We start from the raw sequence: 26,944 nt of genomic DNA, 5'->3' as shown, positions 1-26,944 counted from the left end.
GGTACGCTCCTAGTTGTCCATGATGATGGGCGCATCCCGGATGGCGATGGATGCGTTTTGCAGTGCCGTACCTGCATTATCAATACGCGTTCCGGAGTTGGACATATCGGACCCGGCATTGCGCAAGCAGGTCCCGGCATTGGATAGTTGACTTCCAACGGTCCGAACGCAGGTGCCCAGCGCCTGTACGCGCTCACCCAGCGCTGTGGTTTGGCTGACAGCCGCACGGATTTGCTCTCCTAAGGCCTCGGTCTGCGTTCCGACCGCCGTGGTGACGGCGCCGGTTACGTCTATGCTATCCCCGACGGCTCGGGCTGCTTCGGCCGTCACCGCTGTCAGCGTGGCCGTGACCCGACCCTGTTCGCCTTCGACCACCTCGTAAGTGCCCAAGGCGTCCTGCTTGGCCGCAATCACCTTCATTTCAGTGGCGGCCACCTTTTCTTCGCTCCCCTTGAGATGCCAGTGAACCAAGGGCGTGTAACTGCCCTGACCGCCCATCATCACTTCCGTCTTGATGCCGCCGATAATCTCATCGGTGTTGATCAGCTTGATGCCAAGATCGACGCCGACGACGGTTTCGATGCATTCACCCAAAATGACGGTGTTCTCGCCCCCGGCCTGGATCTTCAACAGCTTGTCGGTCACCAGGCGGGCGCCCCACTCCGTCTCCTCCTCCTCGGGCTGCGCCTCATGGTTGTCGCCCTGATGACCCGCGGCCGTGTCCGGATCGTTGGGCGCGCCCAGGCGCAGAAAAGTGTTGGCCGCCGGCGAGTGCATCAGAATGCGCTCGCTGCCCGCCTTGTCCTCCATGTGCATGACGTTGCCACTGCCGGAGACCAGGCGGATCTGGGTCTGGTTTGCGTCTCGCACCGGGCTGGGGGTCTCGGCGTTGGGAACGGCCCCGCAGATCACCGGCCGGTCCGGATCGGCCTCGATGAACGAGAGCAGTACTTCCGTGCCTTTGTGCAGCGGGGCGTGGAACCCCATGCCCTCGCCGGCATAGGGCTGCATCATGCGGATCCAGGCCGAGGCCTTGCCGCCGCTGCGCCCGGAACGGTCGAAGGGCAAAATGACTTTGTACCGGCCGTTGGCGTCCAGTTCGGCGTAGCGGCCCGACCCGGCGGCGTCGATCTTGGCCGACAAAGTGCCGGCAATCCGCGGTTTGGGCGTGGTCCGCGCAGGCCGATACTGGACATCGCCGGGAATGCAAGTAAACGTATTGCGGTAGAAAAGACCTTCACGGTCCTCCAGGTCGCCGACGCCCAGCCCGCTGACAAGGTAGCGTGCCTGACTGCCCTCGTGATGCACGGTGGTGGTCAGGTATTGCCCGTTGAAATCGGCTCTGTAATGACGTTCCAGCGTAAACAGGTAGCCCGGCCGCAACGCCGCAATGGCGGACAGCCCGTGGAACGTCTTTTCGCGGCAGCGGTACGCCTCGGCCCGCACGCCGGCCAGTCGCTGCCCCTCGCCCGTGTCCGGGAAATGCTCGCCATACAGGTAAATCTCCCCGCGTCCCTGGTCCTGGACGGTTGCCCGACCCTCCAGATCCAGTCCGGGCTTCATGTAATTGTAGTCTTTGAGCAGGACGTTTTTGGGCATGGGGGCCTGTTTCAGAGTGAAGCGCTTGATCACCGTGTCCGCGCCGGTCGTGTCCAGTCCCGACGGTGGGGAGTAGAGGCACGTCTCGTGTCCCGGCAGGGGGGCGTGGGCGATGCGGGTGTCCGAAGCGATCATTTTTTCGGACTGCGCGCCCTGTTCGAACCAGTAATAGGCCCCTTCGCGTTCCATCCACCGGGAAACAAAGGCAAAGTGGGATTCACCGTACTGGCAGACATACTCCCATGGGGCGTATTGCCCCTGAAAACGGAATTCGAAATCCACTGCCGGGGCCAGGCCGCCGTCCTTGAGCACGTCGCTGAGAAACCGGTCGACGGTTTTATCGAGAAAAACCTGGTTGTGATGGGTCAGGGTCAGCCACCACAGCTTGGGTCTCAATTCGGCCCGGTAATAGATGTACGGTCCGCTCTGGTGCATCTGCTCGAAGGCGGACAGAATGCCGTGAAAGGGCAGATCCGGGCCGTCGGCGAACTGGCTTTTGATCGTGAAGGTGGCTGGGTTTTGCAGCACTTCGGTCAAGTCGATGTCCGCGCTTTCCGAAATCAGCAAAATATCGAAGCAGTATAGGGCGGAGAGTCCCTCGTCGCCGGAAAAACGGACCACGCTGAAGGTGTCCTTGGCCAGGGCCCGGCTTTCGAAAGTAAATGCGTTCTCTTTCATTTGCGGCATGACGCTTCTCCTTTATGGGGCGATGGACACGGTGATGCCTTGGGATTGCCGAGTGACTACCGGCGCCGCGGCCGGACGCGGCCGATCCCGGTCCCGGTAGTGAAAGACGATGCGCAGATGGTCCGGGTGTTCGCCGATCACCATGCGTCCGACGACCCCCTGGTCGGAGGTGTGAACGCGCGGTGCCAGATTCGTCCAGCGACCGGGCAAATCCACGACCCATAGCGCCGGATCGGCCAGGAAGAAGACCCGGGGATCGGCCACGGGGATGTCGGTGCGAAAACGGGCGGTCAAGCCGGTGTCCTCGTCGTGATGGGTAATCGTGTAGGCGAGCAGCCGGCCCGGACCTGCGGTCGGTTCCGGCACCGCGGGCGGCGGCACATCCCGGGGGGCCGCAACCGGCGGCGGGGCGGGCGGGTCCTGGGGCCGATCCGGGATCGGACGCTCCTTTGCGGGTGATGCTGGTGCTTGCCCCCTGGCGCTGCTTGGCGGTACTTGGGGGATCGGCATCCGCACCTCGCGGGTCAAGGCCGACGGATCGGATAGGGTGTCCGCATCGCGGAGCAGCCCCACATCCCGGCCCGCCGCCAGGAGGACCAAAACCAGGACCGCCGCGCCGAACAGCAGCAGCAAAATCCAGGGGGCCCGGGGGGAGTGCAGCACACTCATGGCGCCACTCCTTTCTTGCCGATTGCCGAGGTACCGGGGGATCCCTGCGTAACGGTCGCACGCCCCGTTTGCGGATCGGGCCCGGGTCCTGCCGTCGGACCGGGCCAGCAGTGGGCAGCCTTGTCCGGCACCTGCAGGGCCGGGTAAGTTTCGAGGACCAGCACCGGCTCGGCATTGCGGATGGTGTAGTTGACCTGCACAAAACGCACCCCGAGATTGTCCAGCGCCCCTTTCTGTTGCGGGAAGTCGGCCGGGGTGAACACCTCGCGCCCGTCCCGGAAGGCGCGCAGAAAGTCCCGGAAACCCCACTGCCCGCGCCAGGCATGGGTCAGGGTGAACGCTTCGAAAAAGATGGTCAGGGTCACATGGTCGCAGGTGGCCGGTTCCCAAACAAAATCCAGGGCGCTGGGGGCGTTGAAGTTGTCCAGGGTTTGCAGACCGCCGGCGCATTGCAGTGTCAGGCGGGTCTGGTAGGGCTCGCTGCGGGCCTCGGGATTGACGTTGGTGGGTCGGCCGGCCAGCGAGACGGTGTAACTGGGTTGGAGCTGCTGCCGGCGCAGCGCGCCCTGGTCGAGGAACGCCAGAAACGGCTGCTGGAAAGGGAAAGCGCGGCCAAGCCACGCTTCCGGTCTCCAGCCGTTCCGAGTACGCCTCAAAAAGGGTTGCGCCGAGGCGGCGACAAACGCTTCGACCAGGCCCTGCTCGCCGAACAGCGCGGGCCACAAGGCGTTCTCCGGCATGCGGGCCGTCCTTGCCACCACCTGGGACTGCCACAGATCGTTCACGGTACAGGCGGCCTCGAAGGTGGCCAGGTCGACCAGAAAGTCCAGCGGGCCTTCCAGCAAGGCCCAGAAGGGCGCCTCGACGGCCGGGTCATGGCCCAAAAGGGAGCGTATCTGTTTTGCAGCCGCCAGCGCCTGCACCACCGGCGAGTCGGTGCCGTCCCCGGCGCTCTGGCCATAGTGGTCCAAGGCGAACCGGTACGCCGTGTTGGGCGTCGCGTTGACCGTCACAAAACCATCCAGGGCCTTCATGTATTCGCTGAATTCGTCGGAGGCCGCAAGGCTCTTATCCAAGCGGTCCAGATGCGCCTCCAGCCGTTGCACCTTCGCTGCGATGGTCGTCTTCAGGGTCGCCTTGGCCTGGGCGGCTTGGTAGCTGTTGGCGATATAGGTGTACTCCCGGGCCAGGCGCGCGAGATGGTCTTGAGGCCTGAGGGCCCGGATGGCGTCGAACTCCTCGTCCATGCGCGCGATCAGCCGAAAGTAGGGGTTGTCCAGGGTGGCCATGGCGGCACCGGTCCCCAGCCACCCATCCCGGGTCAGCAGTTTATCCCTGCCCTGACCGAAGCCACGGGCGAAGGCGCTCCATTGCGCTTCGAATTGCCGGGCATACGCATCCCAGAAGGTCCGCACCCGTTTATCGAACACCGCCCGATCGGTGGCCACCCGTCCCAGTTGGGCCACCAGCCGTTCAATTTCGCCCTTGCCCTGCACGGTGAAGGCACCGGAAACGCGGGGGACATGGGCCACCCGGCCGGGGCCGGGCCAGAAATCATCCAGGGTGATGGGCATCAGGGTGATGCGGCTGTCGGCCCAATCGACCAGCCAGTGCAGGTCCCGGCCTTCCAGTTCGATGATCCGGTTGGCCCAGGCCTGCATTTCGAGGCGTTCGCGTTCAAGCCGGCCCGCATCCGCCTCCCACATGGCATAAGAGCGGTACATGTCGGGAAAATAGGCGGTTACGTAAGGCAAATGTTCACCCAGGACCAGGGCCAGGGCTTGCAGCGACCCTGCCTGCGCGGGACCCGGAGCATCGGAGGACCCCGCCCGGGGGGATGCGAGGGCATTGACGCGCCAGACGAGGTACTCCAGATAGGCGAGGGCGGTGTCGTCCCGGGCGTGGGATCCCAGGGTGATGATCCGGTCCCGCATGGCGGCGTCGGTGGGATCGAGCACATGGGTACGAAACCACTGGTTGTAGGCGCGTTTCAGCCCGCGCAGCGCCTGCCGGCCCTGGTTGAATCCCATATCCAAGCGGATACGGTGGTGCAGCCGCTGCTCCATCTCCACGATGCGGTCCCGCAGCAACCCGAGGGTGACCAGATCCCGGGCCAGGTCGCCACCCAGTTCCGGGGGACGGTTGAAGTCGGCGTGCACCGGTGCCATCACCTGGCGGATATGCATGTAGGAAAAACCGGCCAGACCGATAGCGGTCAGCAGCAGCAGCAACCATGCGGTCAGTGCCAGGTTGGCGGTGGCCTGACGCCAGGAGCGGTATTCGCCCAGCAAGCGAAACCCGGATCGGTCCCGGGGCAGGATGGCGTCGAAAAAGTCGCGCAGAAAAAGCCCCCGTCCGGTATCGGGCAACTGCCATTGGCGCTCTTTGAAACTTTCCAGGCCGCCCAATACCCCGGATCGCACCAGCCCCGACTGGCGCCCGCTGGAGATGAAAAAGCCCCTTAGAAACGGGGTCTCCTGGTAGGGGTTTTCATGGAATGCGCCGTCCACAAAGGCCCGTATGGCCGGCGCGAGGCGTTCAAACTCATCGGGAAACAAAACCGCCCGCCCCGCCGCCTTGCCCACCGGCGCCGCCAGGCGCAACCGCAGCGCCTTGAGTCGCCGGCTGACATCCGCGATGGCGGCATCCACAAAGACCCGCGGATCGCCCTGCTCGGCGGCACTCAACAGCCCCAAGGCCTGGCTGCGCCGCTCGTCCGGCAAAAGCTCGGCCATGGCGGTCAGACCCGGCACCAGGTCGATCTTGGTCAGCAGCAGATATACCGGGAACTTGGCCCCCAGGACGCGCATGAGCTGGTCGATGCGCAGGCGCAGCGAACGCCCGTAATCGGCCAGGGCGTCCAAGTCGCCGGCCAGGAGCCGATCCGCCGGCAGGGTGACGATCAGGCCGTTGAGCGGCTCCTTGCGCCGGTACTTGGCCAGCAAAACCAGGAAGCGTTCCCACTCCCCGCGATCTTCGTCGGCCACCGGCACGGCATACCGCCCGGCGGCATCCAGGACCACCGCCTTCTCGAAAAACCACCAGTCGCAATTCTGGGTGCCTGCGATCCCGCCGGTCGGGCCGGCGTCGGTCAGGATGTTCTTCAACCGGGCGTGGGCCACCGCCGTGGATTTGCCCGATCCGCTCTCACCGAAAATCATGAACCAGGGCAAGCGGTACAGCGGATCTCCCCGGTGACGCAGTTGCGAGGCGCGCAGCGTCGCCACGGCCGTGGCCCAGCGCTCCTGCAACGCCACCAGGCGGCGGCGCTCGTGCAACGGCGCTGCATCGATGGCCTGCTGGTCCTGGGTCACCACGCGCCGCACGAATTTCGCTTCCCGGCGTCGGTAGTAATAGCGGCGCAGCAATAAAACCAGCACAACGAGGAACAAAAGCCCGACCAGCGCCACAGCCACGGTCCAACGCGGCCAGCCTTGGTGGTCGGCCAGCAGCAGCGCGCCAAATCCCACGGCCAGGGCGAGTAGCAGTAGAAGAGATATCTTCAGTGCGGTCATCAGAAGTCTTGCCATGGGTCAATAACCATTCCGGATTTCATGTGCGAAAGCTTAAAACGGCACACCTAAATCTCTTGCCCACTGCCCGACAAACGCCGAGAGCAGATAAGTGTAGAAAGCATAAACGCCGATGGCCGTCAGCAAAGGGCCGCCAAAGAAGAGCGCGGCTTTCACGGCCGGTTTGAAACGGGATTTCGCGGGGGCTGGAAACCCGGCGGCGTATGTTTCGGGAAAGAGCCGGCCATCCGGCGCCGCGTCATCCGCCAGCACCCGCTGCAAGTTGGCTTCGGTCAGTTGGTCCACGCGGCTGCGTCCCTGTGCATCGCCGTACTGTCCCCGGAACCCGAGGGTCAGACAGGTGACATAGACTTCAAGCGCCTCCCGCCGGCCGGCATCCAGGGCTTCCGTATGCCGGTCGTCCCCTGCATCCCGGGAACCCGCGCTGTAAATTCCTTCCAGGCGTTCGTAGAACTCCAGACCGGCATTGGCCGTCCGGAAACGGGCCTCCTGCAGCTTGCGGCGCATCCATGCATCACGCCCCTGCCATTGCGAGTCCAACAACACTTCGTCGGCATAGGCACACACGGCGAAAAGCGCATTGTCCGCCTGCTCCGGGTTTTCCAGGCGCGCTTTGCCCACCGCCTGATCCAGCAGCCGGTCCATATCGTCGCGGGCGATATCGTAGGGAATATCGGCCAGGTTCTCTTCGGATGCCAGCAGGGCCGCGAAGGCCAGGGGTGCGATATAGTGATCGATCAAGGCCATGAGTCACCTCGCCAGAAGGGCCAGTTGGGCGTCCAGATCCTCGGGTGCATCGGTCCAGTGCATGGCGAGCCGGCCTTTTTGCTCCACCTCGGACCACAGCGGGCTTTCCCGTTCGATACGCAGGTACACAACGCCCTGCATGCGGGGCATGCCCGGCGGGGTTCCCTGCGCCAGGCTCAGGGGGAGGCCCGGCAAAGCCCGCACCAGCAACGATTCCATGCCGCCCGGGGGCGATAGCTTGAGCCGGCGGGCGATCGATTCGCGCATCGCATCGGGCCCCATCTGTTGAGAATGGAGCACCAACCAGAAGTCGCCGGCGGCGGTGCGGGCCTCGGCCAGCACCTGGGGCGGTATCTGCGCCGTCCAATAGGGGTCGTTGAAAACGAACCGGGTTACGAAGCGCGGTCCGGCAGAAATGCCCTCGAGCAACTGAACAATCAGGTCGTGGGCGGCCCGGAAGCACTCGCCCAAATGCGTGTGGCCGTATTCGGGCAACCGTTGTTCATCCGCTCCATTTTCTCCCAGGGCGCTGATGGTGATGGAGAAGACCGAGAGTTCGGCCACCAGCTCCCGCAGCATACCGTAGGCCTGCCAGGGAGAGAGGCAGGGGGCGGCCACTGCATGGTCCAGCCGGGCGGCATAACGCGAGAGGGTGCGCAGCCCCATCAACAACAAGGTGAAATCCCCGGACGCCGCACCACGCGCCGAAAGATTCTTGTACCCCTCGAGTTCCCGGGCCTTGCCCAGGACACGGTCCCGGATGGCGCGCAGCAGGGTGGCCAGCACCGGAGAGGCGCAAAGGTTCAGGCAGGGCGACACGAAATGGGGATCCAACGCCATGCCCTCCCCGCGGCGTGTCAGGCATGCCACGGGAATCAGGTCGAGATCCCCCGCCTGGTCCAGTTCCGTTTCCAGCACCAGCTGCAACACATAGGTCATGCGACGCACTTTGGCAGGGGGGCCGTCACCATACCGATTGGCGACCTCTTCCGGTGCCACCGGAACCGCCATGCGGGTGGCCGCGGCGGCCATTTCGGCGGGGGTGTCGGCCACGGTGACATTCACTTCACCCGGTTTGGCGCTGCGGATGCCCACATAAGCGGTCAGGGTGCCGTCCACGGGGATCGATGCAACGGATACCTGCCGCCCGGCGCACACGGCATTGCCCGGCAGGGTGATCATTTCGGGGCTGGAGGGAAACAGAACACTGATCCCGTCCAATTCCAACCGCCCGGCGGCCAGGGCCGCCGCGTTCACGGCACCCGAGGCCAGCCCCCAGAAGTACGGCGTGATATGGGCGACCATCGGTGCCAGGGCGTCGGCCATCCGCTGCTCCAGGATCTGGAAGTGATGGGGTTGCAGAAAAAGGCCCTGGTGCCAGTATACAGGACGGTCTACCATGATGAATCTCCTTCGGGGAATTGCGCCTCGGTTTCCGCCCGGGAATCGGGATCGAGCCAGACATCGCAGCCGAGTCGGGACCAGTGTTCTTCGCCCAGCCGCCCGGGTTGCGCCTCGCCCGGCGATAGAAAAAAGGCCAAATCGACAACCAGGGGTTGGGTGCAGTAAAACCGGATCAGCAGCAGCAGATCGTCACGATCCGGCCCACCGGGCAGGTACCGCCGGTAGCGCCGGGCGTCCAGGGGCCCGATGTGGATGGCGATTTTTCCCATGGCATCGGCGGTGTGAAATCCGAGCCACGCGGCGTCACCCAGCGCGTTTTCTTCCCGCCCCAGCCGGCAGCACTGGTCTTCCGGGATCGCCGCTGTTCGCGGTTCACACTGGCGCACCCGCACCGGCGCGCCGATACGGTCGGCGACCAAGCCGCGCAAACCGGCTGCGGAACGGGGAAACTGGGAAAGCAGCCCGGTGGCCCGCAGCAGGGCGCCGGGGTCGCGCAAGGCATCGTTGAGCAGCTCGCGATGCCCCAGCCCGGCCAAAGCGAACAGGCGCGCCAGGATCTCCTGATCGTTCTCCTCGCACACCCGCCGACTCAAGTGGAAGTAGCCATCGGCCAGGGCAAAAAGGGTAAAGAAGCCGTGGTTGAATATATCTATAAAATCCCGGTCGACGCTCCCGTCGTCACTCTGCTCGTCGAGCAGTTCCTCGGTGTAATAAGTGGGCAGCGGCGATGAGGGACCATAGAGCCCGAGAAAGGCGGCGGTGATGCGAAACCGGGCGGCATCCGTCGGCGCTGCGCCATCAGGCGGCGCAATGGGAGCAATGGCCACCAGATCGTTGCCCGGAAACCCCAGGGAGAGATCCGCGCGCACCCGCAGCTGATCACGCAGAAAGGTGCGCTTGCCGTGGTCCTCCTGCGGCCCGTAGGCTTGCTTGAGCAACCGCACGGCCTGGGTGAAGGAAAACCGACCGGGGTTTGCCAGCAATTGTTCCAGCACCGTGGTCCTGCGGGGCACACCCTGCGGACCGCCGGCGTTTACAGGAGGGTCCGGTCGCCCAGACGCATCGGCCATGTGAAGCGCTCCTTGCCAGTAGTGTCCTCGACGGTCAGCCGGGTGTAGGCGTTGATGGCCGCGTAATTGCCCAGAAAATGATCGAGTACCGCGCCGAACAGATGCATGTCGCCTTCTCCGGTGAACCCCTGCGGGTCCAGGCGCAGGAGAATCTCCTGGCCGCGCAGCAGATGGCCTTCCACAAAGCGATCCGAGGCGCGCACATCCAGTCCGGAGATGGCGTCCACGCGTTGGGTGTTGGCCAGCACCGCACCCCGATCCCGGGTTTCGGTGAAAATATAGAGTTTGAGCACCGCCCGCAGATTGTCCGCGGCAGCCACCGACAGGTAGTTCAAAAAGATATGGGACAACAGACGCCAGAGCAGATTACGGCCCAGGGGCGGCTGGACCGGTGCCGTGGGCGCCCGGGTATTGGTGAAATCGGCCAACTCCGGGGAGGATTCGGTGGCCACCCGCACATCCCCGGCTTGCAGCATTTCCGGCAAGGCGCCATTGGTGGACAAGATCTCCAGCGAAAGGGTCTCCACCTCCGGTTCCGCTGCGCCGCCGGGGTAGGCCACCGAAAGGTGCAGTTCGGCATGGCCATCCAGCGACGACAGGCGATGGTGCAGGGCATAGACCGGGTTGGCGGTCACCCGGGGGTTGAACAGTTCGAAGGGGCTGTAAGCCCGCTGCCGGACGGAGCCCCGGGCAATGCCGGTCACTTTGTTTACGCCGTAAATCTGATAATGGCGCGGATCCTCGCCACTGGCCCGTATGGGATATTCCGCCTTCTGGTGGTCCAACACAATGGGGTCGGCATGGTGGGCAAACAGATTCAGGGCGGGTATCACAAACAGCTGGAAATGCGCCAGCGCCATGGGCGGCAAATCCTGCGGCAAATCGGCGAATTCAAACTCCAGCGCGAAGCTCGCCCCCCCTCCCCGTCCGCGCCACTGATGCAGACCGTTCACATCGAAAAAGAGGAACTTTTCCGGCAGGACGAAATATTCCTGCACCAGGCGAAAACCGGGAAAAGAGCGGTCCGGGTAAGGCATCAGGCGCTCCTCCTCGCCGAAGCCCACGGGGGTCACGGCCTTGCGTCCCAGGGAGACGGGTTGACCGTTGGCAGCGACGATCCGCACATCGCGCAACCGGCTGAAAAGAAGCCAATAGCGCCGCGATGCCTCGGCATAAATACCGCCGAGGTGGAACCGGAGAAAATCGGATGTAAACGCCTCCAGCGCCATGCCTTCCAGTCGCAAATCGAGGCGCAGCAGACCCCGGCCGCCACCCGGGGTGCTGAAACCGACCGCGGCCACGGACAAGGGTGAGAGCGCCACATCGTAACAGGTGGTGAAGGTGCAGCGTGTGCCTTCGACGGGTACCGAGTTGATGGCCGCGCCTTTTTTGATCACGAGGGTCTCGCTCAAACTGCGTTTGGGGGTGAAGCGAATCAGGGTCGCCGACGGAACCGGTCGCAGGTAGTGCGGAAAGAGGAGCTGAATCAGGCCGTGGACGATTTCCGGAAAATCGTCGTCCATTTTTTCGTAAAGCAACCCAGACAGAAAGGCGGTGCCCTCGAGCAGGCGCTCCACGTCCGGGTCGGTGGACTGGCCGCTGAGCATGGGGGCCAATGCGGGGTGCGCGGCGGCAAATTCCAAAGCGAGCCGGCGCAGATGGGCCAATTCCCGCTGGTAGTATTTTCCAATCACTGGATATTACTCCGACACTGTAATATGACCGTCGGCGTCAAGCAGGGTTTCGAAGACCACGGGCAATTTGCGGTCTTCCACCTGCACCTTGGCCGTCAGCTTGAAGGTGACCATGAACGGTCGATCCGGCAGGGGATCGGAATAGACCCTGACATCCACCAGGCGGGGCTCGTAGCGGGAGATGACCTGAGTGAGGGTCTCTTCCATTGCAGGAAGGGAATCGGCGTCCAGGGCGCCGGAGAGGATCGTAAAGTCGGGCATGCCCAGATCGATGGCCGTGGGGGCGCTGCCCTGGCGGGTGTTGAGAATCTTTCCCAGGTGTGCCAACACTGACGCGATAACGGTTTGCGGGTCCGATGTGCCCCGCCATTCCGGGTCCTTCTCCATGGTGCGCAATCTTTCCAGCAGCCGTCTACCTCGCATCGCCCCCCATTCTCCCGCCGAGGTTCGCAGAAAAGCAACTTCGTATATGGTTCTGCAAACTTACCGCGTTCAGTCGAAAACCACAATCCATTTATCTTGGTCGATGATTTGGATGCCGTCTTTGCACGCCCTATAGGTAGCGTCGCAGGCATTGCGCGGTATGGGAGCGGGCGGTTTTGCGCAGCAGCTCTTGCGGCGAGCCCACGGCCACAACCCGGCCGCCGCCGTCGCCACCCTCGGGTCCCAGATCGATGATGTAATCGGCGGCCTTGACCATGTCCAGGTTGTGCTCGATGATCAGCACGCTGTGGCCCTGGTCCACCAGATGCTGCAACACTTCCAGCAGCAGCCGGACGTCGGCCGGGTGCAGGCCGGTGGTGGGTTCGTCCAGGATGTAGAGGGTGTGACCGGCGGCGGGGCGGGCCATTTCGCGGGCGATCTTGATGCGCTGGGCTTCGCCGCCGGAGAGGGTCGGACTGGGTTGGCCCAGTTGCAGGTACCCCAGGCCGATGTCGCAAACGAACTGCACGGCCTGGCGGATGGGGCGGATGGCCGAGAAGAACTGCAATGCTTCGGCGAAGGTCATGGTCAGCACGTCGGCGATGGTGTGGCCCTTGTAGCGCACGGCCAGGGTTTCGGCGTTGAAGCGCGCGCCGGCGCACACGTCGCAGGGCACGTAGACATCGGGCAGAAAGGCCATCTCCACCTTGGGACGCCCCTGGCCTTTGCAGGCCGGGCAGCGGCCGCTCTCCACGTTGAAGGAGAAGCGGGCGGCATCGTAACCCCGGACGCGGGCTTCGGGCAGTTGGGCGAACAGGTTGCGGACAGCGGTCAGAAAGCCCACGTAGGAGGCCGGCACCGAGCGGGGCGTGCGCCCGATGGGGCTGTGGTCCACCTCCAGCACCCGCGTCAGGGGCGCGAAGCCCTGGATATCGGCGCAGACGGCCGGGTCCGGGGCACGTCCGCGCAGCTTGCGCTGCAGGCCCTGGTAGAGGGTGGCCTTGACCAGGCTCGATTTGCCCGAGCCGCTCACCCCGGTGACGCACACCAGGCGGTTGAGAGGAATGCGCACGTCGATGCGCCGCAGGTTGTTGGCGGCGGCGCCGATGATTTTCAGGGCCGGGGTGCGCCGGCAGGGGCGCAGGCGGCTGTCGATCCGCGCCCGGCCCTGATCGAGCACCGCGCCGGTGACCGAGGCCGTTGCCCGGCGCAGATCGGCCAGGGTGCCCATGGCCACCACCTGGCCGCCATTGGTGCCGGCCCCGGGTCCCAGGTCCACCAGGGTGTCGGCGGCGCGGATGGTCTCTTCGTCGTGCTCCACCACAATGATGGTGTTGCCCCGGTCGCGCAGATCGCGCAGGGCGTCCACCAGGATGTGGTTGTCCCGGGGGTGCAGGCCGATGGTGGGTTCGTCCAGAATGTAGGTGACACCGGTGAGATTGGAGCCCAGTTGCGCGGCCAGGCGCACCCGCTGGGCCTCGCCGCCGGAAAGGGTCTCCCCCGAACGGGCCAGGGAAAGATAGCCCAGCCCCAGGCGCTGCATCAGGGCCAGACGGGTGGCCAGCTCGTCGAGGATGGGCGTCGCCAGGGGCTGCTGGTGGTCGGGAAAGGCGAGGCCGGCCAGGGTGCCGACAAGGTCGGCGACCGGCTGTTGCACCAAATCCCAGATGGTGCGACCCTGGACGGTGATGGCCAGGGCTTCGGGTTTGAGCCGGCTGCCGCGGCACTGGGGACAGATGGTCGGCGCGTCGCCGTTGTCCGGGCCATCCGCTGCCAAGACCCCCAGCCCTTCGCAGGTGGGACAGGCCCCCCGGGGGGAGTTGAAGGAGAAGAGCCGTGGATCGCCCTGCACGGCACTGATGCCGCAGGACGGGCAGCGGCCATGCAGGGAGAACAGCTCCTCGGCGCCGTTGCCGGCCAGCGCGATCAGGCTGCCGTCCCCCTCCTGCAAGGCCCGGTCCAGCAGCTCGCCGAGCCGCCGGGCGGCGCCGCGACCCCGGGGCACCGTTCCCACTACCAGGTCGATGGTGTGTTCGTGGTAGCGGCTCAGGGCCATGCCGGGGGTCAGGGCGACCACCCGACCGTCGATGCGCGCCTGCGCATACCCCTGTTTGAGCGCGCGGGCCAGTAAAGCCTTGTGAAACCCCTTGCGGCCGGCCACCTTGGGGGCCAGCACCAGGGCATCGCCCTTGCCGTGGCGCGCCTGGACCTGCTGGTGCAGCGTCGCGGCGGTCTGACGCGACAGGGGGCGCCGGCACCCCGGGCAGTGCGACGTGCCCAGTTTGGAGAAGAGCAGGCGCAGGAAGTGATACACCTCGGTGAGGGTGGCCACGGTGGAGCGCCGGCCGGCGTGGCTGATGCGCTGCTCGATGGCCACGGTGGGCGACAGCCCGCTGACCAGATCCACCTCGGGCCGCTCGAGGATTTTCATGTACTGGCGCACGTAGGGTGCCAGGCTCTCCAAGTAGCGGCGCTGCCCCTCGGCGAAGAGGATGTCGAAGGCCAGGGTGGATTTACCCGAGCCGCTGACCCCGGTGAAGACCACCAATTGGTTGTGGGCAATGGTCAGGTCGATGTTGCGCAGGTTGTGCTCGCGGGCCCCGCGCACCTGGATGGCGCGGCCGTCGCCCGCCGCCGCGGCGGGCAACGCCGCGGGTTTTGCCGATGGGACAGTCGTGTGGCTGCCGGCCAGGGCGGCGCGCAGGAAACGGCCGGTGTGGGAGTCGGTCACGGCCGCCACCGTTTCCGGCGGGCCGGCCGCCACAACCCGGCCGCCGCCGTCACCCCCCTCGGGCCCCAGGTCGATGACCCAATCGGCGGCCCGGATCACATCCAGGTTGTGTTCGATGATCAGCACGCTGCCGCCCTGGTCCACCAGCCGCTGCAAGACCTTCAACAAAATGGCGATGTCGTGGAAGTGCAGCCCGGTGGTGGGCTCGTCGAAGATCAACAGACGGTTGCGCCCCCCCGGCCCCAGATAGCGGGAAAGCTTGAGCCGCTGCGCCTCGCCGCCGGAGAAGGTGGACAGCGGCTGTCCCAGGCGCAGATATCCCAGCCCCACTTCGGCCAGCGGCTGCAGGGCCTTGGTGATCTTGGGGTGAGCGGCGAAGAGATCCAAGGCCTGATCCACGGTCAGCGCCAGAATGGCGTCGATGCCCAGCCCTTCCCAGGTGATCTCCAATACTTCCGGCTTGAAGCGCCGCCCCTGGCAGTCTGGGCAGGAGATGAGCACATCGGAGAGAAACTGCATCTCTACCGTTTCAAATCCCTCGCCCTTGCAGGTCTCGCAGCGGCCGCCGGCCACGTTGAAGGAGAAGTGGCCGGGCCCGAACCCCTTTTCCCGGGCCGCATCGGTGCCGGCCAGCAGGTGCCGAATGGGGTCCAGGGCCTTGGTGTAGGTGAGCACGTTGGCCCGCGGTGTACGGCCGATGGGCCGCTGGTCCACCAGTTCCACCGCCTTGATCCGCTCGGCGCCCAAAATGGCGTCGTGGCGCCCGGGCCGTCCTTCGCCGGCCCCTTTGAGCCGCTGCAACCCCTTGTAGAGCACCTCCTCGGCGAGGGTCGATTTGCCCGAACCGCTCACCCCGGTCAGGCACACCAACAGCCCCAGGGGAATATCCACATCGATCTGCTGCAGGTTGTGCTCGGCCGCGCCGCGCACCTTCAGCCGGTGATCGCGGCGGAGGGCGCGCCGCTTGTCCGGCATCGGCAGAGTCAGGGCGCCGGAAAGATAGCGGCCGGTCAAGGAATCACCGGCTTGGCCCGGCGGCCCGAAGTACATCACTTCACCACCCGCCTCGCCGGCCCGGGGCCCCATGTCCAGCAGCAAATCGGCCGCCTGCATGATGGCCGGATCGTGTTCCACCACCACGATGGTGTTGGGCAGATCCCGCAGCCGCTGCAAAATGGCGATCAGGCGCTGATTGTCGCGGGGATGCAGGCCGATGCTGGGCTCGTCCAGCACATAGAGGGTATTGACCAAGGAGGCCCCCAGGGCCGAGGCCAGCGCCACCCGCTGCACCTCGCCGCCGGAGAGGGTGCGCGATTGGCGGTCCAGGGTCAGATACCCCAACCCCACATCCCGCAAATAGCGCAACCGCCCCAGGATCTCGTCCAGCACCAGGCGGGTGGCCGCGTCCCAGCCCCGGCCGGTCAGCGCCTCGCAAAAGGTCAGGGCCTGGTCCACATTCAGGGCGTAAAGCGCGGCGATGGTGTGGTCGGCGACGCGGAAACGCAAGGCCTCGGGCTTGAAACGCGCCCCCTGGCAGTCGGGGCAGAGGTCGTAGCTGCGGTAACGCGACAGAAAGACCCGCACGTGCATCTTGTAGGTGCGCCCCTCCAGCCATTTGAAGAACCCGCGAATGCCGTAGTAATCATCGGTGCCCTCGATGACCGCCCGGCGCTGCTGCGCGCTCAGCGCCTTGAACGGCTTGTGCATGGGGATACCGGCGCGGCGACAGAAATCGCGCAGGTCGCGGTATTCGAAACGCTTGTCGCCCGCCCCGCCCCACGGCTTGATGGCCCCCTGGGCCAGGGACAGATCGGGATCGGGAACGATCAGGTCCAGGTCCATGTCGATCACCCGCCCGAAGCCGCGACAGGTGTCGCAGGCCCCCAGGGGGCTGTTGAAAGAAAAAAGTCCCGGCAGCGGTGGCATGTAGGCGATGTCGCAACGGGGACAGTGCAACCGGTCGGAAAAGGACTGCCGCCCCTGCCCTGCCGGCCAGGCATCCACCCGGCCGCCGCCCATGCGCTGGGCGCTCTCCAACGAGTCGATCAGCCGTTGGCGCTGATCATCGCGCACCACCACCCGGTCGGCCACCATGTCCAGCGGATCGGGCAAATCGGCATCGGCCAGGGCATTCAAATCCTGAACCGCCTGCCCGTCCCACACCCGGTCATAGCCCAAGCGCAGCAGCTCCTTGCGCACCCCGGCCGGGTCCCCGTTGACCCTGAAGGGATAAGTGAGCACCACCCGCTGCCCCCCGTGCCGTGATATCAATTGGCGCCATATCCGTTCGGGGCCGTCGGGGTGCACCGGTTGCCCGCAGCCGTCGCAATGCAGCACCCCCTGGCGGGCGAAGAGCAGCTTGACGTAATCGGTCAGCTCGGTCATGGTGCCCACGCTGGAACGGGAGGTGCGAACAGGGTCCTTGCGGTCGATGGCGATGGCCGGCGGCACCCCCAGGATGGCGTCCACCCGCGGCCGGTCCATGCGGTCCATGAACTGGCGCGCATAGGGGGAGAAGGTCTCCACGTAACGCCGCTGGCCCTCGGCATACAGGGTGTCCAGGGCCAGGGAAGATTTGCCCGAACCGCTCACGCCGGTGATCACCGTCAGGCGGTTGAGGGGAATATCCAGATCGAAACCCTTGAGATTGTTCTGCCGGGCCCCGCGAATACCAATGAAATCAAGCATCGATCCACTCCGTGCAGGTTCAGATAGCGCCGCATCACACAAAAAGCCGATGGGCAATATAAGACCCCATCGCCCATTTGGCATCGGCTGAAGGCAAATTTGCGGTGCAAAAGGCGGGAAGGCCACTGCGCGGCCGGGATGGCTGCAATCCGATGCCAAGGCAGGCGCGCGACCAGCATGGAAGGAAGGGGGGGATTTGATTCAGACCACTAAAAAACCATCCGCGCGCCCACTTCCGGCATCAACAGCTCGATCCCGGGCGCATGGCGGCGAATCCTGTCGGCCAGGCGCGCCATATCCAGCAAGGGCAGCCGTTTAGGCCCACCCCGCGGGGGGATGGGCGCGCAAAAATCATCGTAATGAAACAGCACCACCGTTTGCGGCCGTGTCAGCGTGATGACCTGCCCGGGGTACCCCTCGGCGCGCTTCCACCCCGGCACACACAGAAACAGCACATCGCACGACCGGCCCGCAAGCGCCGCAGCAATGAAATTGGCACTGCCGATGTGCAAAAAGGTCCTGTCCCGCAACCGGAGCAAAGGGGCGAAAACGATGCCCGCCCGATAGCCGGCCGCCCGCATGGGGAATCTGCCGGAAGCCCGGATCTCGCCGCCGAAGGGCGCCTTGCCCATCACCGCCAACCCATGGGCCGAGGGAAGCATCTGGACCGCGGCATCCGGACCCAGGCCGACCGTTTCGCCGCCGCGGCACACCTGCGTCCGCCCCGGCAACCCGCTCAGGGCCATCAAGGTGTCCAGCGAACGGCTGCCGACAACCGTTGCACCACTCTGGGCGGCGATCAGCGGGACATCCAAGGCATGATCGAAATGGGTGTGGCCGACAATGATCGCAGACACGGATGTCACCGCGGGCAAGGCGGCTGCAACGGCCGCGCGATCCGGCAGGATGGCCCCGATCGCCGCCTTGAGACGCCGGATCCGCGAAAAGTATGGATCGATCAGAAAGGTGCGACCGGCGATGTCGAACCGCATGCGGACCACTGAAAAGCGAACCTGTATATTGGCCGCGCCCTAATACCCCTGACCGTTGCGCAACAAATTCCCCCGCCCCGTCGGCCAGGGCAGATATCCCGCCACGGCCGATGGCACATCGTAAATCTGAACGCCCCCCAAACCGCCACCGAGTTGATCCTTTAGCGATATGACGATCTCCAGAATACCGTCGCCTTCCACATCCGCCAACGTCGGAACGCTCATGGCGCCGCGGCCCGGAATGGGCACCCGATGTAGCAGGGCGCCGGCGGCATTCAGGATAATCAAGTGAGACACACCTTGGGCGGTAGAATAGGTGGTGAACACCACCTCGGGAATCCCATCGTCGTCCAGATCCCCCAAGGCGGCCCCGGATGCGCCGATGAAATGCCCCCCCGGCGCATCGAACCGGTAGGCCCACAGCAGTGCGCCGGCGGCGCCGTAACAGCGCATCACGCCATCATAAGAGGGAACGACGATGGCGGGACGGCGCTCAATGGTGAACTGCCCCACGGCCGGGGCCGGACAAATCCGCACGATATTGTTCCGATAATCGACCGACAGAGGTTCGCCGGAACAGATGGGGTTTTCGAACCCCGGCACCCGGGTCAAGTCGGCCTTGAAAGCCCACAGGCAGTTGCCCCGCACCACAGGCTCGCCGGCGCGCTCGCGATCCGAGTAGACGATCAAATCCAGTATCCCGTCCCCGTCCATATCAGCGAACACCGGCGGCGAAGCGGTGAACTCATCCCGGTCGCTCCCGTCGGCCCCCCAGCCCCGGGCCGCCAGGGAGATGTCATGAAACATCGGCACACTGCTCACATAAGGGCCGGTGTAGAGGGACGTATCGGCCCGCAACGGCGTACCGTCGCTGCTCATGATCCCCACATAGCTGCAATCGTAGGTGCTGACCACCTCGGGCAATCCATCGCCGGTCAGGTCGGCGGCACCGATGTTCTGATTGTATCCGCCATACTGATTGCACTCAGCGCAATCCACGGCCTGGGGCCAGCCCGGCACCATCGTCCCGTCCAACCGCCACGCCATGGTGACCGGCCCCGGTCCCGTCTTCTGGGCCAGGATCTCCAACAGCCCGTCATTGTCCAGATCCACGGCGGCAATGGAGCGGATTTCGTCCTCGGCGTCGGGAAACGCTTGGGGCCAACCCGGCAGGAGATCGCCCTTGTGGTCATAAAGGGCCACCCTGTTGCTGAAGGCGATCGCAATCTCGCCCGCACCGTTGCCATTCAGGTCGCCCACCACCGGCGAGGCGTATTGACGGTGTAGGCCGTGATCGTTGGCCGAAGTAGCCGACTCGCCCACCGGTGCACGCCACAGCATCTCCCCCGAAGGAGTCCACACATAAAGCACGCTGTGCCGGGCGGCGATGATCTCCTGACGGCCGTCGCCCGTCAAATCGAACACGGCAGTTGACGCGAACCAGTTTTCATCCCAACTGGCCGGCAGCGTTTGGCGCAATACCGGCAGCGATACCGCCGACGGTATCGTCTCCGTCGCCACGCCGTCTTTCTGAGCGCTGTTGTCTGCCGTCCCACCGCCGGAACAACCAAAGACAAGGCCAAGGGCAACAATCAGCCCCACGGCAAACCACCACACGCCGGAGGTGCACTGATTGCCCTTGCAGGTTCGGGTGTTCGGAAATCCGCCAATTAAGAAAACCATAACCGCCTCCCTTGGGATCAAAACAGTCTGAATCATAAATTGTAGCTTTGCATCGAATCAATCAAAATCAACGAAACACCTTGGGTGAATCACTTAAGATTTCATTCAAGCCCCTTCATCCGGCATCATCGCGCCATGGCGCGGCCAATGGCGCCCTTCTTCAACGGCATCCGGCGAACGCTGCCGCTGCCTCTCATTCGGTCGAAAAGATAGGGTGCCCCCGACGGCTGGCACATGGGCACCCACGCCGCGGCCCTGGGCATCACCGTCGTCGCCTATCGCCTCGCGCGCAAACATGCCGCCAACCCCCGCTACACCTTCGGCACCGGCAAAATCGGTGTCCTGGGCGGATTCACCAGCGCCGTCGTGTTGGCCGTCGTGGCCCTGATGATCGCCGCGGAGTCGGTGCAGCGGCTGGTCAGCCCCCAGCCGATCCGCATTCGAGATTGACAATGCCGAACAAAGGACATATTGTCTAGACAGTCTGGATAGAATAGGAGTCCGAGGAGGCTTGTATGGAGCAGAAATGGCAATTGCAAGAAGCGAAAAACAAATTCAGTCAGCTTGTTGAAAAAGCACGATTGGAAGGGCCTCAATACGTTACCAAACATGGGAAAGAATCTGTCGTAGTACTTTCGGTGGAAGAGTATCGAAAGATTGTCAAGCCAAAATCCAACCTGGTTCAATTCATTCAAAGGTCTCCTTTATCGAGGACCTCTATTGACACCGAACGTGATAAAAGCGTTTCCAGGGACATCGAATTATGAATTATCTCCTTGATACCTGTTTGATTTCAGAACTGGCGAAGTCCGAGCCGAATCAAAAAGTCGTGGATTGGGTTCTGAGTGAAAACGAGACCCATTTTTATGTTTCTGTTCTTACTTTTGGGGAAATACACAAAGGCATTGAAAAATTGCCTCGATCAAAAAGAAAGGAAACATTACGGGTTTGGATTGAGGATGAATTAAAAACCCGGTTTCAAAACCGAATCATCGGAATAGATATGGACGTATCCCTCTTATGGGGCAAGATTCAGTGTCTCGCGGAGAAAAAAGGGAAACCGATGCTGGCCATCGACGCCCTGATCGCTGCCACGGGAATCGCCCATGATTTAACAGTTGTAACCCGAAACGGAACCGATATAGCGCAAAGCGGTGTGAAGCTGCTTAATCCTTGGGGGTAATTGGACGTACCCTGGAACTTACGATTATGGCCCCCCGGGGACATCGTTCCGGCGGCAGCTCGCACAGCTTTCGCCTTTTGCCCGAATTGCGTTGCGAGCGCTGTTCTGTTCACGACGGTTCCTCCTTATTCTCCACCTGAAGCGCGCGGGCGTATATTTCAATGGGGTGCCTGACCGCAACATTGCTTCCGGCATGGGACAGCAGATCAATGATCTGCAGCATGCAGGCCGGACATCCCGTTGCCACGGCATCGGCACCTGTGGCCAGGATGGCGTCGCGTTTCTTGGCACCGATTTTTTTGGACAATTCATAATGGGCCAGGTTGAAACTGCCGCCCATGCCGCAGCACCGGTCCGCATTGGCCATTTCCGCAAGCCGCACCGAACCGCTCGCCGCCAACAGGGTTCTGGGCTGTTCGGCAATCCCCAAAGATTTTTTCAAATGGCAGGGATCATGATAGGTCACGGTTTGACCCCCTGCGGGTGCTTTGGCCTGCACGCCCACCACATCCACCAGGAACGCGTTGATATCCCGGGTTTTGGCGACAATTTCGGAAATTTGTTTTTCGATTTTTGCGGAATCGCCGCCGATATAAACCTGCATCGCAGGCCAGAGCTTTGAGATCGTGGACGTGCAGGTGGCACAGGGTGTGACAAGATAATCAAAATCCAGATCCCGCCATATCCGGATGTTGCTGTGCACCAGGTGGGAAAAGGTCTGCACATCCCCTCCGGATAAGGCCGGGATCCCGCAACAGGGCGCCCGGGCGGCCACATGCACATCCACGCCGTGAAATGCAAATACCTCCATGGCCGCATCCGCCACCTGCGGCAGAACCTTGTCCACCAGGCATCCGGGATAAAACACCACCCGGGTGCGGCCGCTTTGCCGGGGACCTGAAAAGTCCCGGCTTGCCTTTTTGTGCCAGGCCGCGGCGGCAATGGGCATGAAATGCCGGTCGCCGATCAGGGGCGACATGAACCGGGCACATGAAGATCCTAGGGTTTCGTTCACGCTGCGGGTAAACGGACCCTGCAGGCGGCCCATCCACTGCATAAGATGGTCGAAGCGATCCGGGTTGGACAAAAAGCCCCGGAAAATCGCTTTCTTAAGGGGCGAAAGGCCCAGGAATCCGGTGATAATGGCCCTGGCCTTCAGGAACAGGTCCAACACCGGCACCCCGCCCGGGCATGCCGCCGCGCAGGAGCCGCACAGCAGACACCGGTCCAGGCGCTCTTTGACCGCCTCCGGGTTGTCCAGGATTTCCCGGCTCAAGTTTTCCACAAGAGCCAGTTTACCCCGGGCCACATCGGTTTCCCGGCCGGTCTCGCCGTACAGGGGACAGACGGCCTGACACATGCCGCAGCGGGTGCAGGAGACCAGATCGTCTTCAAGCGCTTTTAATAGCCGCACCAGTTCAGCGATATCCGCCATGGGCTACGCTCCGAACATCTTGCCCGGATTCAAAATATTTTTCGGGTCGAAGGTCTGCTTGAGTTTGCGGGAATAGAAAATCGTACCCCGGCTGGTCTCTTTTTCCATGTATTTGCGCTTGGCCAGACCGATGCCGTGCTCGCCGGAAAGGGTACCGCCCATGGCCAGGGCCGCCTCGAAAATCTCATCGATGGCCTTTTCCACGCGGGCAAATTCCTCATGATTGCGTTTGTCGGTCAAAATGGTGGGATGCAGGTTGCCGTCACCGGCATGACCGAAAGTGCCGATGTCCAGATTGTAGATCCGGCTGATCTCCTTGATTTTTTTGACCATGTCCGGAATGCGGCTGCGGGGCACGGTGGCATCCTCGAGCACAGTGGTGGGCTTCAAGCGCGCCAAGGCCGGCAGCGCATCGCGCCGGGCCTGCCAGATCAGCTCCTTTTCCTCGACCGAACCGGCCGCCTGAACCTGCACAGCGCCTTTTTTGCGGCAGATTTCCAGGATTTTCTCCGCGTCTTCGGCCACCTCGGCCGGGTGCCCGTCCACCTCAATGAGCAAAAGGGCCTCGGCATCCACGGGAAGCCCCGCATGCCGGAAATCCTCCACCGTCCGGATGGTGAAGTTGTCGAGAAACTCCAGCGTGCACGGCACGATGCGGTCTGCAATAATGGCGGACACCGTCTCGGACGCCTTTTCCACCGAATCAAACACCGCGGTCATGGCCCGGGACGCCTTGGGCGGGGGAATGAGTTTGAGGATAAGGCGGGCAAAAACCCCCAGCAACCCTTCCGATCCCACCATGAGATCGGACAGGTTGAATCCCGTGGCACACTTCACCGTCCTGGCGCCGGATTTGACCAGCTCGCCGTTGACGTCGAAGAATTCCACCCCCATGACGTAATCCTTGGTAACCCCGTATTTGAGCCCGCGCAGGCCGCCGGCGTTTTCCGCCACGTTGCCGCCCAGGGTGGACACGGTCTGGCTGCCGGGGTCCGGTGGATAAAAAAGCCCCTTTTCAGCCACGGCAGCCGCAAATTGCGCGGTGATCACCCCGGGCTCCACCACTGCATAAAGGTCTTCGGTGTTGATCTCCAGAATCCGGGCCAACCCGTTTGTGACCACCACCACGGATTCGGTACTGCTGGGGATCGTGCCGCCGCTCAAGTTGGTGCCGGATCCGCGCACGGTCAGCGGCAGGCCGCTTTCATTGCACAGGGCCACCACCTGCCCAAGCTGCGCCACCGTTTCCGGCCGAACGACCAGGGCCGGCACCACGGAATCGAGCACGGCCGCATCATAGGCATAGGCCTGGCGATCAGCCTCTTCGGCCATCACATTCCCGGCCCCCACGATTTTCTCAAACCGCCGCACCACCTGTTTATCCATAGAGGGACGCCCTTTATATTTTTACATTTAAAAGTTCCGTTAATTCCAAAACATCATCAATGGCGATTTTCTCCCCTTTTCGCACCGCTACGCTCACGGTTGGCACTGCGATCTTGAGCCGGTCGGCAAGCTCTGTCATCGAAACCCCCAGTTCCCGCACAACCCAGTAACAAAGAAGCGCCCTGCCCTTTACAATGGTCCTGTTTTTCGATGGCCCGAACAACGCTTCAGGTTGAATGCAAAGCAGGTCGGACACCGCCGCCATAACATCTTTGAAAGTAACACCCTTTGCAGCAAGCGCATATCTTTTATCCGTGACCTCCCGGGCATCCGACAAAACCGCTTCAACGAAATCGCCATCACCTAAAATCCGTTCGTCGCTCTTTTGAAAAATGCCGGCTTTGCGCAGGGATCGAACGGCTTCCCAACCACCGGCGGAGCGCACCAACCCGCCACCGACAAGTTCAGGCTGCCGACCCAGATCAATCCCTTTTTCAATAAAGCCCCGGTAGCTTCGCAGGGCCGCTGCAGGTTTGCCGCCGAAAAGCGCCAACACCTCATCGACCGATTGCCAGCCGTTGACATTCTTGCCCATAAGAGCACTGTGGCCGCAATAGCGATATCCGTCCAGCGTGTCTGCATCCTTTACCAAGCCTGCCCGCAGCGGGTTCAGGTGGATATAACGCACCAGCTGTTTTAAATACGCATCCTGCTGGCACAGTATCGATTTATACCTGTTTTGAAACAAATGCCCGCTTCGATGATGGCGCAGATTGTGGCTTATCGCGTAACTGGTCATCAATCGGCGCATGACCGATGCGATCGGAACTTCGCCGGTTTTGAGCAATAGGTGAAAATGGTTGGGAATCAAGGCCCAGGCAAAACATTTCGTCTTGGTTTCAAGAATCAGTTCGCCGAACCGCTTGAGAAAAAAGTCGCGATCCTGATCGTCACGGAAGACCTGGCCGCGCTCGATCCCGCGTGCAATAATGTGGTGCACCGCTCCCGGCGCATCTATTCTGGATTGTCTGGGCATGGCGATTGGTTAGCATGCTTTGAATGGATTTGTAAATGTAAAAATATAAAGGGCGTCCCCTTTCTCTGGCAAAAATGGAAGGTTTACGCTATAATTGCGACGGCCATTGCGGTACGTACGATTGAATCACCCGCCTGGCTGCCGGTGGTGCTTTGGCGCTCATCAGAGCGTGTCACAAAGCGCGCACCAAAAACAGGCACCAAAATTGCTGGGAATTAATGCATCGATTCTCAATCCAATACGAAAGTGAATGCAAATGCCGCTTCTGATGCCTTGGTACCGCCGTCTTTGCCTGCCCCTCCTGCTCGCCCTTTTGTGGGGTGTCGCGGGTCCCGACCGATCGGGCCTGGCCAACCATTCCGCTGCACCTTTGCTGCGCGAAGCACCCCGAGGCCAGGTGAATGCCTTGCCGATCAATCCGGATGTGGTTCTCCGCCAACGCACCGTTTGGTTGGATGCGCAGCTCTTCGCCAGCGCGGTGCCTGAGCGCATCCGGCTCGATCTGTTCGAGGATCGACAATATGTCGCCACCATGCTCTGGAACGAATCAGGGGACGACGGCGGACTGACCTGGTTTGGCCGCATCGAGGGAGATCCCGAAAGCCGGGTCACCCTGGTGGTCCATGGGCCTAACGCTTCGGCCATGATCCGGGTGGATGGCCGCCGCTTCGATTTGCGCCCTTTGACCGATGCGTTGCATGTGGTCCAGGAGATGGATGGGGCAATCCAACCGACCGCCCCTTGCCCGGATCCGCTGAATTCGTTCCAAGACCCTGCAATGGAAACACCGGACAGACATTTTTCCGCCAGAAGCGCGATGAACGGTGAAGAGCAGGCGGTCCTGGACCTCGTCAATCAGGAACGGAGCAAGCATGACCGGCTGCCCCTTGCGGCGGACGATCGCCTGGCCGCCAGCGCAAGAGCCCACTCGCGGGACATGTCCGACAACAACTACTTTTCCCACACCAGCCAGGATGGACGCACAGCCGGCCAGCGAATTACGGCGGCCGGATATGCATGGAGCACCTACGGCGAAAACATCGCCAAGGGGTATCGGACGCCAGAAACGGTTGTGCTCGCCTGGATGAACAGCACGGGCCACCGCCAAAACATTTTGAACCAGCACTTTTGTGACCTGGGAGTGGGCTACGTGGCCAGCGGATACTATTGGACCCAGAACTTCGGTCGCTTGAATACGGTATCCCAATGCCCCGCAATGAATCGAAACCCCCGCGCCGACTTTGCCGCCGATCCCTCCACAGGCGCCGCACCACTTATAGTGCACCTGAACGCCGGCGCATCAAACGATCCGGACGGCGACCCGCTCACCTACGAGTGGACCCTGGGCTTCGACCAGAACGCCGAGGGCATCACCCTGCAACACACCTTTTCAGCCGCTGGATACTATGCGGTGACCCTGACTGTCAGAGATGACAGCGGCGGCGCCGATAGCGCCACACGCTGGATCACCGTCACCGCGCCTGACAACGCCCCCCCCATTGCCAACGATATTTTCTACGACTGCGACGCGGGCGGCCAGCTACATGTCCCAGCCCCCGGGGTTCTGGAAAACGACGACGACCTCGACAATCCCTATGCCCTGGCGGTGGCGTTGGTCACACCGCCGGAACACGGCACCCTCGCCCTGGATCCCACCGGGGCCTTCACCTACCTGCCGGCTGCGGGTTTCACAGGTGAAGATCATTTCACTTATACCGCTTTCGATGGCGAGTACCAATCGGCGCCTGCCACCGTCACCATTGTTGTCCGTTCCACCCCATCCGCCGCACAAGGCGATTCGGGAGGTTCCAGCGGCGGTTGCTTTGTGGAGTCGCTTTCACGTTGCGGGGCACCATCAGGTCATCAATGAATGTCGGTTTGCGCCCTGACGACGGATCCGGTGCCGGCATAAAAATCAGTATAACTGAAGTTCGACAGTGGAATTTTGGATTTCCTGGTATTTCAAAAGGATAAAAGATTGACA

At 62.9% G+C, this 26,944-nt stretch carries 18 protein-coding genes; 4 read left to right on the top strand and 14 right to left on the bottom strand.

Annotated elements, in window-relative coordinates:
- Positions 1 to 9 precede the first annotated feature (9 nt).
- From MRX98_RS17820 to MRX98_RS17770, 11 genes are all read right to left on the bottom strand, one after another.
- Positions 10 to 2,286, bottom strand: a complete 2,277-nt coding sequence (locus MRX98_RS17820) for a type VI secretion system Vgr family protein (protein ID WP_246913219.1) — start codon at positions 2,284 to 2,286, stop codon at positions 10 to 12.
- 12 nt (positions 2,287 to 2,298) lie between these two features.
- The gene (locus MRX98_RS17815) at positions 2,299 to 2,955 is read right to left on the bottom strand and encodes an AMIN domain-containing protein (RefSeq protein WP_246913217.1); all 657 of its coding nucleotides are present in this window, start codon (positions 2,953 to 2,955) and stop codon (positions 2,299 to 2,301) included.
- Positions 2,952 to 6,485 carry a type VI secretion protein IcmF/TssM N-terminal domain-containing protein gene (locus MRX98_RS17810; protein WP_246913215.1) on the bottom strand — a complete coding sequence of 1,178 codons (3,534 nt, stop codon included), beginning with the start codon at positions 6,483 to 6,485 and terminating at the stop codon, positions 2,952 to 2,954. The genes MRX98_RS17815 and MRX98_RS17810 overlap by 4 nt, the downstream gene beginning before the upstream one ends.
- A 36-nt stretch (positions 6,486 to 6,521) precedes the next feature.
- The gene (locus MRX98_RS17805; protein ID WP_246913213.1) at positions 6,522 to 7,235 is read right to left on the bottom strand and encodes a DotU family type IV/VI secretion system protein; all 714 of its coding nucleotides are present in this window, start codon (positions 7,233 to 7,235) and stop codon (positions 6,522 to 6,524) included.
- Between the two features lie 3 nt (positions 7,236 to 7,238).
- On the bottom strand, positions 7,239 to 8,636 hold the full coding sequence (gene tssK / locus MRX98_RS17800; RefSeq protein WP_246913211.1) for a type VI secretion system baseplate subunit TssK: 1,398 nt from the start codon (positions 8,634 to 8,636) through the stop codon (positions 7,239 to 7,241).
- A complete protein-coding gene (tssG, locus tag MRX98_RS17795) occupies positions 8,630 to 9,709 on the bottom strand; it encodes a type VI secretion system baseplate subunit TssG (RefSeq protein WP_246913194.1) in 1,080 nt (359 codons plus the stop codon). The genes tssK and tssG overlap by 7 nt, the downstream gene beginning before the upstream one ends.
- Complete coding sequence (gene tssF, locus MRX98_RS17790; RefSeq protein WP_246913192.1) at positions 9,673 to 11,403, bottom strand: type VI secretion system baseplate subunit TssF; 1,731 nt, start codon at positions 11,401 to 11,403, stop codon at positions 9,673 to 9,675. The genes tssG and tssF overlap by 37 nt, the downstream gene beginning before the upstream one ends.
- Before the next feature lie 6 nt (positions 11,404 to 11,409).
- Positions 11,410 to 11,826 (bottom strand): type VI secretion system baseplate subunit TssE, encoded by a 417-nt coding sequence (gene tssE / locus MRX98_RS17785; RefSeq protein ID WP_246913190.1) that lies wholly within the window; start codon positions 11,824 to 11,826, stop codon positions 11,410 to 11,412.
- Positions 11,827 to 11,956: 130 nt separating this feature from the next.
- Positions 11,957 to 17,245: an excinuclease ABC subunit UvrA gene (uvrA, locus tag MRX98_RS17780; protein WP_246913189.1), complete on the bottom strand. Its 5,289-nt coding sequence runs from the start codon at positions 17,243 to 17,245 to the stop codon at positions 11,957 to 11,959.
- Positions 17,246 to 17,454: 209 nt separating this feature from the next.
- Positions 17,455 to 18,237 carry an MBL fold metallo-hydrolase gene (locus tag MRX98_RS17775; RefSeq protein WP_246913187.1) on the bottom strand — a complete coding sequence of 261 codons (783 nt, stop codon included), beginning with the start codon at positions 18,235 to 18,237 and terminating at the stop codon, positions 17,455 to 17,457.
- A 39-nt stretch (positions 18,238 to 18,276) separates the two neighbouring features.
- Positions 18,277 to 19,920 (bottom strand): FG-GAP repeat domain-containing protein, encoded by a 1,644-nt coding sequence (locus tag MRX98_RS17770; protein WP_246913185.1) that lies wholly within the window; start codon positions 19,918 to 19,920, stop codon positions 18,277 to 18,279.
- A gap of 234 nt (positions 19,921 to 20,154) precedes the next feature.
- On the opposite strand from MRX98_RS17770, the gene MRX98_RS17765 reads away from it, so the two are divergent.
- The 3 genes from MRX98_RS17765 (at position 20,155) to MRX98_RS17755 (ending at position 21,103) form a co-directional block, all read left to right on the top strand.
- The gene (locus MRX98_RS17765; RefSeq protein WP_246913184.1) at positions 20,155 to 20,370 is read left to right on the top strand and encodes a cation efflux transmembrane domain-containing protein; all 216 of its coding nucleotides are present in this window, start codon (positions 20,155 to 20,157) and stop codon (positions 20,368 to 20,370) included.
- 65 nt (positions 20,371 to 20,435) lie between these two features.
- Positions 20,436 to 20,687: a type II toxin-antitoxin system Phd/YefM family antitoxin gene (locus MRX98_RS17760; protein WP_246913178.1), complete on the top strand. Its 252-nt coding sequence runs from the start codon at positions 20,436 to 20,438 to the stop codon at positions 20,685 to 20,687.
- Entirely contained in the window at positions 20,684 to 21,103 is a 420-nt protein-coding gene (locus MRX98_RS17755; RefSeq protein ID WP_246913176.1) for a type II toxin-antitoxin system VapC family toxin, read from the top strand. Before MRX98_RS17760 ends, MRX98_RS17755 begins: the two co-directional genes overlap by 4 nt.
- A 109-nt stretch (positions 21,104 to 21,212) precedes the next feature.
- Here MRX98_RS17755 and MRX98_RS17750 read toward each other — a convergent pair whose 3' ends face one another.
- The 3 genes from MRX98_RS17750 to MRX98_RS17740 are packed head-to-tail and all read right to left on the bottom strand — an operon-like array spanning position 21,213 to position 24,960.
- Positions 21,213 to 22,538, bottom strand: a complete 1,326-nt coding sequence (locus MRX98_RS17750; RefSeq protein ID WP_246913174.1) for a (Fe-S)-binding protein — start codon at positions 22,536 to 22,538, stop codon at positions 21,213 to 21,215.
- Positions 22,539 to 22,541: 3 nt separating this feature from the next.
- On the bottom strand, positions 22,542 to 23,924 hold the full coding sequence (locus MRX98_RS17745) for an FAD-binding oxidoreductase (RefSeq protein WP_246913172.1): 1,383 nt from the start codon (positions 23,922 to 23,924) through the stop codon (positions 22,542 to 22,544).
- 13 nt (positions 23,925 to 23,937) lie between these two features.
- A complete protein-coding gene (locus MRX98_RS17740; RefSeq protein ID WP_246913170.1) occupies positions 23,938 to 24,960 on the bottom strand; it encodes a transposase in 1,023 nt (340 codons plus the stop codon).
- A gap of 256 nt (positions 24,961 to 25,216) precedes the next feature.
- Here MRX98_RS17740 and MRX98_RS17735 point away from each other — a divergent pair, with 256 nt between their 5' ends.
- On the top strand, positions 25,217 to 26,830 hold the full coding sequence (locus MRX98_RS17735) for a CAP domain-containing protein (RefSeq protein WP_246913168.1): 1,614 nt from the start codon (positions 25,217 to 25,219) through the stop codon (positions 26,828 to 26,830).
- The last annotated feature ends 114 nt before the right edge of the window (positions 26,831 to 26,944 follow it).

This window comes from Desulfatitalea alkaliphila (assembly GCF_022968795.1).
Classification (GTDB): domain Bacteria; phylum Desulfobacterota; class Desulfobacteria; order Desulfobacterales; family Desulfosarcinaceae; genus Desulfatitalea; species Desulfatitalea alkaliphila.
This window is presented reverse-complemented; position numbering and strand designations above follow the sequence as displayed.

Excerpts from the sequence above, each read along its gene's own strand:
- MRX98_RS17820 (WP_246913219.1), bottom strand. The coding sequence starts at position 2,286 with ATGCCGCAAATGAAAGAGAACGCATTTACTTTCGAAAGCCGGGCCCTG.
- MRX98_RS17815 (WP_246913217.1), bottom strand. The coding sequence starts at position 2,955 with ATGAGTGTGCTGCACTCCCCCCGGGCCCCCTGGATTTTGCTGCTGCTG.
- MRX98_RS17810 (WP_246913215.1), bottom strand. The coding sequence starts at position 6,485 with ATGGCAAGACTTCTGATGACCGCACTGAAGATATCTCTTCTACTGCTA.
- MRX98_RS17805 (WP_246913213.1), bottom strand. The coding sequence starts at position 7,235 with ATGGCCTTGATCGATCACTATATCGCACCCCTGGCCTTCGCGGCCCTG.
- tssK (WP_246913211.1), bottom strand. The coding sequence starts at position 8,636 with ATGGTAGACCGTCCTGTATACTGGCACCAGGGCCTTTTTCTGCAACCC.
- tssG (WP_246913194.1), bottom strand. The coding sequence starts at position 9,709 with ATGGCCGATGCGTCTGGGCGACCGGACCCTCCTGTAAACGCCGGCGGT.
- tssE (WP_246913190.1), bottom strand. The coding sequence starts at position 11,826 with ATGCGAGGTAGACGGCTGCTGGAAAGATTGCGCACCATGGAGAAGGAC.
- uvrA (WP_246913189.1), bottom strand. The coding sequence starts at position 17,245 with ATGCTTGATTTCATTGGTATTCGCGGGGCCCGGCAGAACAATCTCAAG.
- MRX98_RS17775 (WP_246913187.1), bottom strand. The coding sequence starts at position 18,237 with ATGCGGTTCGACATCGCCGGTCGCACCTTTCTGATCGATCCATACTTT.
- MRX98_RS17770 (WP_246913185.1), bottom strand. The coding sequence starts at position 19,920 with ATGGTTTTCTTAATTGGCGGATTTCCGAACACCCGAACCTGCAAGGGC.
- MRX98_RS17765 (WP_246913184.1), top strand. The coding sequence starts at position 20,155 with ATGGGCACCCACGCCGCGGCCCTGGGCATCACCGTCGTCGCCTATCGC.
- MRX98_RS17760 (WP_246913178.1), top strand. The coding sequence starts at position 20,436 with ATGGAGCAGAAATGGCAATTGCAAGAAGCGAAAAACAAATTCAGTCAG.
- MRX98_RS17755 (WP_246913176.1), top strand. The coding sequence starts at position 20,684 with ATGAATTATCTCCTTGATACCTGTTTGATTTCAGAACTGGCGAAGTCC.
- MRX98_RS17750 (WP_246913174.1), bottom strand. The coding sequence starts at position 22,538 with ATGGCGGATATCGCTGAACTGGTGCGGCTATTAAAAGCGCTTGAAGAC.
- MRX98_RS17745 (WP_246913172.1), bottom strand. The coding sequence starts at position 23,924 with ATGGATAAACAGGTGGTGCGGCGGTTTGAGAAAATCGTGGGGGCCGGG.
- MRX98_RS17740 (WP_246913170.1), bottom strand. The coding sequence starts at position 24,960 with ATGCCCAGACAATCCAGAATAGATGCGCCGGGAGCGGTGCACCACATT.
- MRX98_RS17735 (WP_246913168.1), top strand. The coding sequence starts at position 25,217 with ATGCCGCTTCTGATGCCTTGGTACCGCCGTCTTTGCCTGCCCCTCCTG.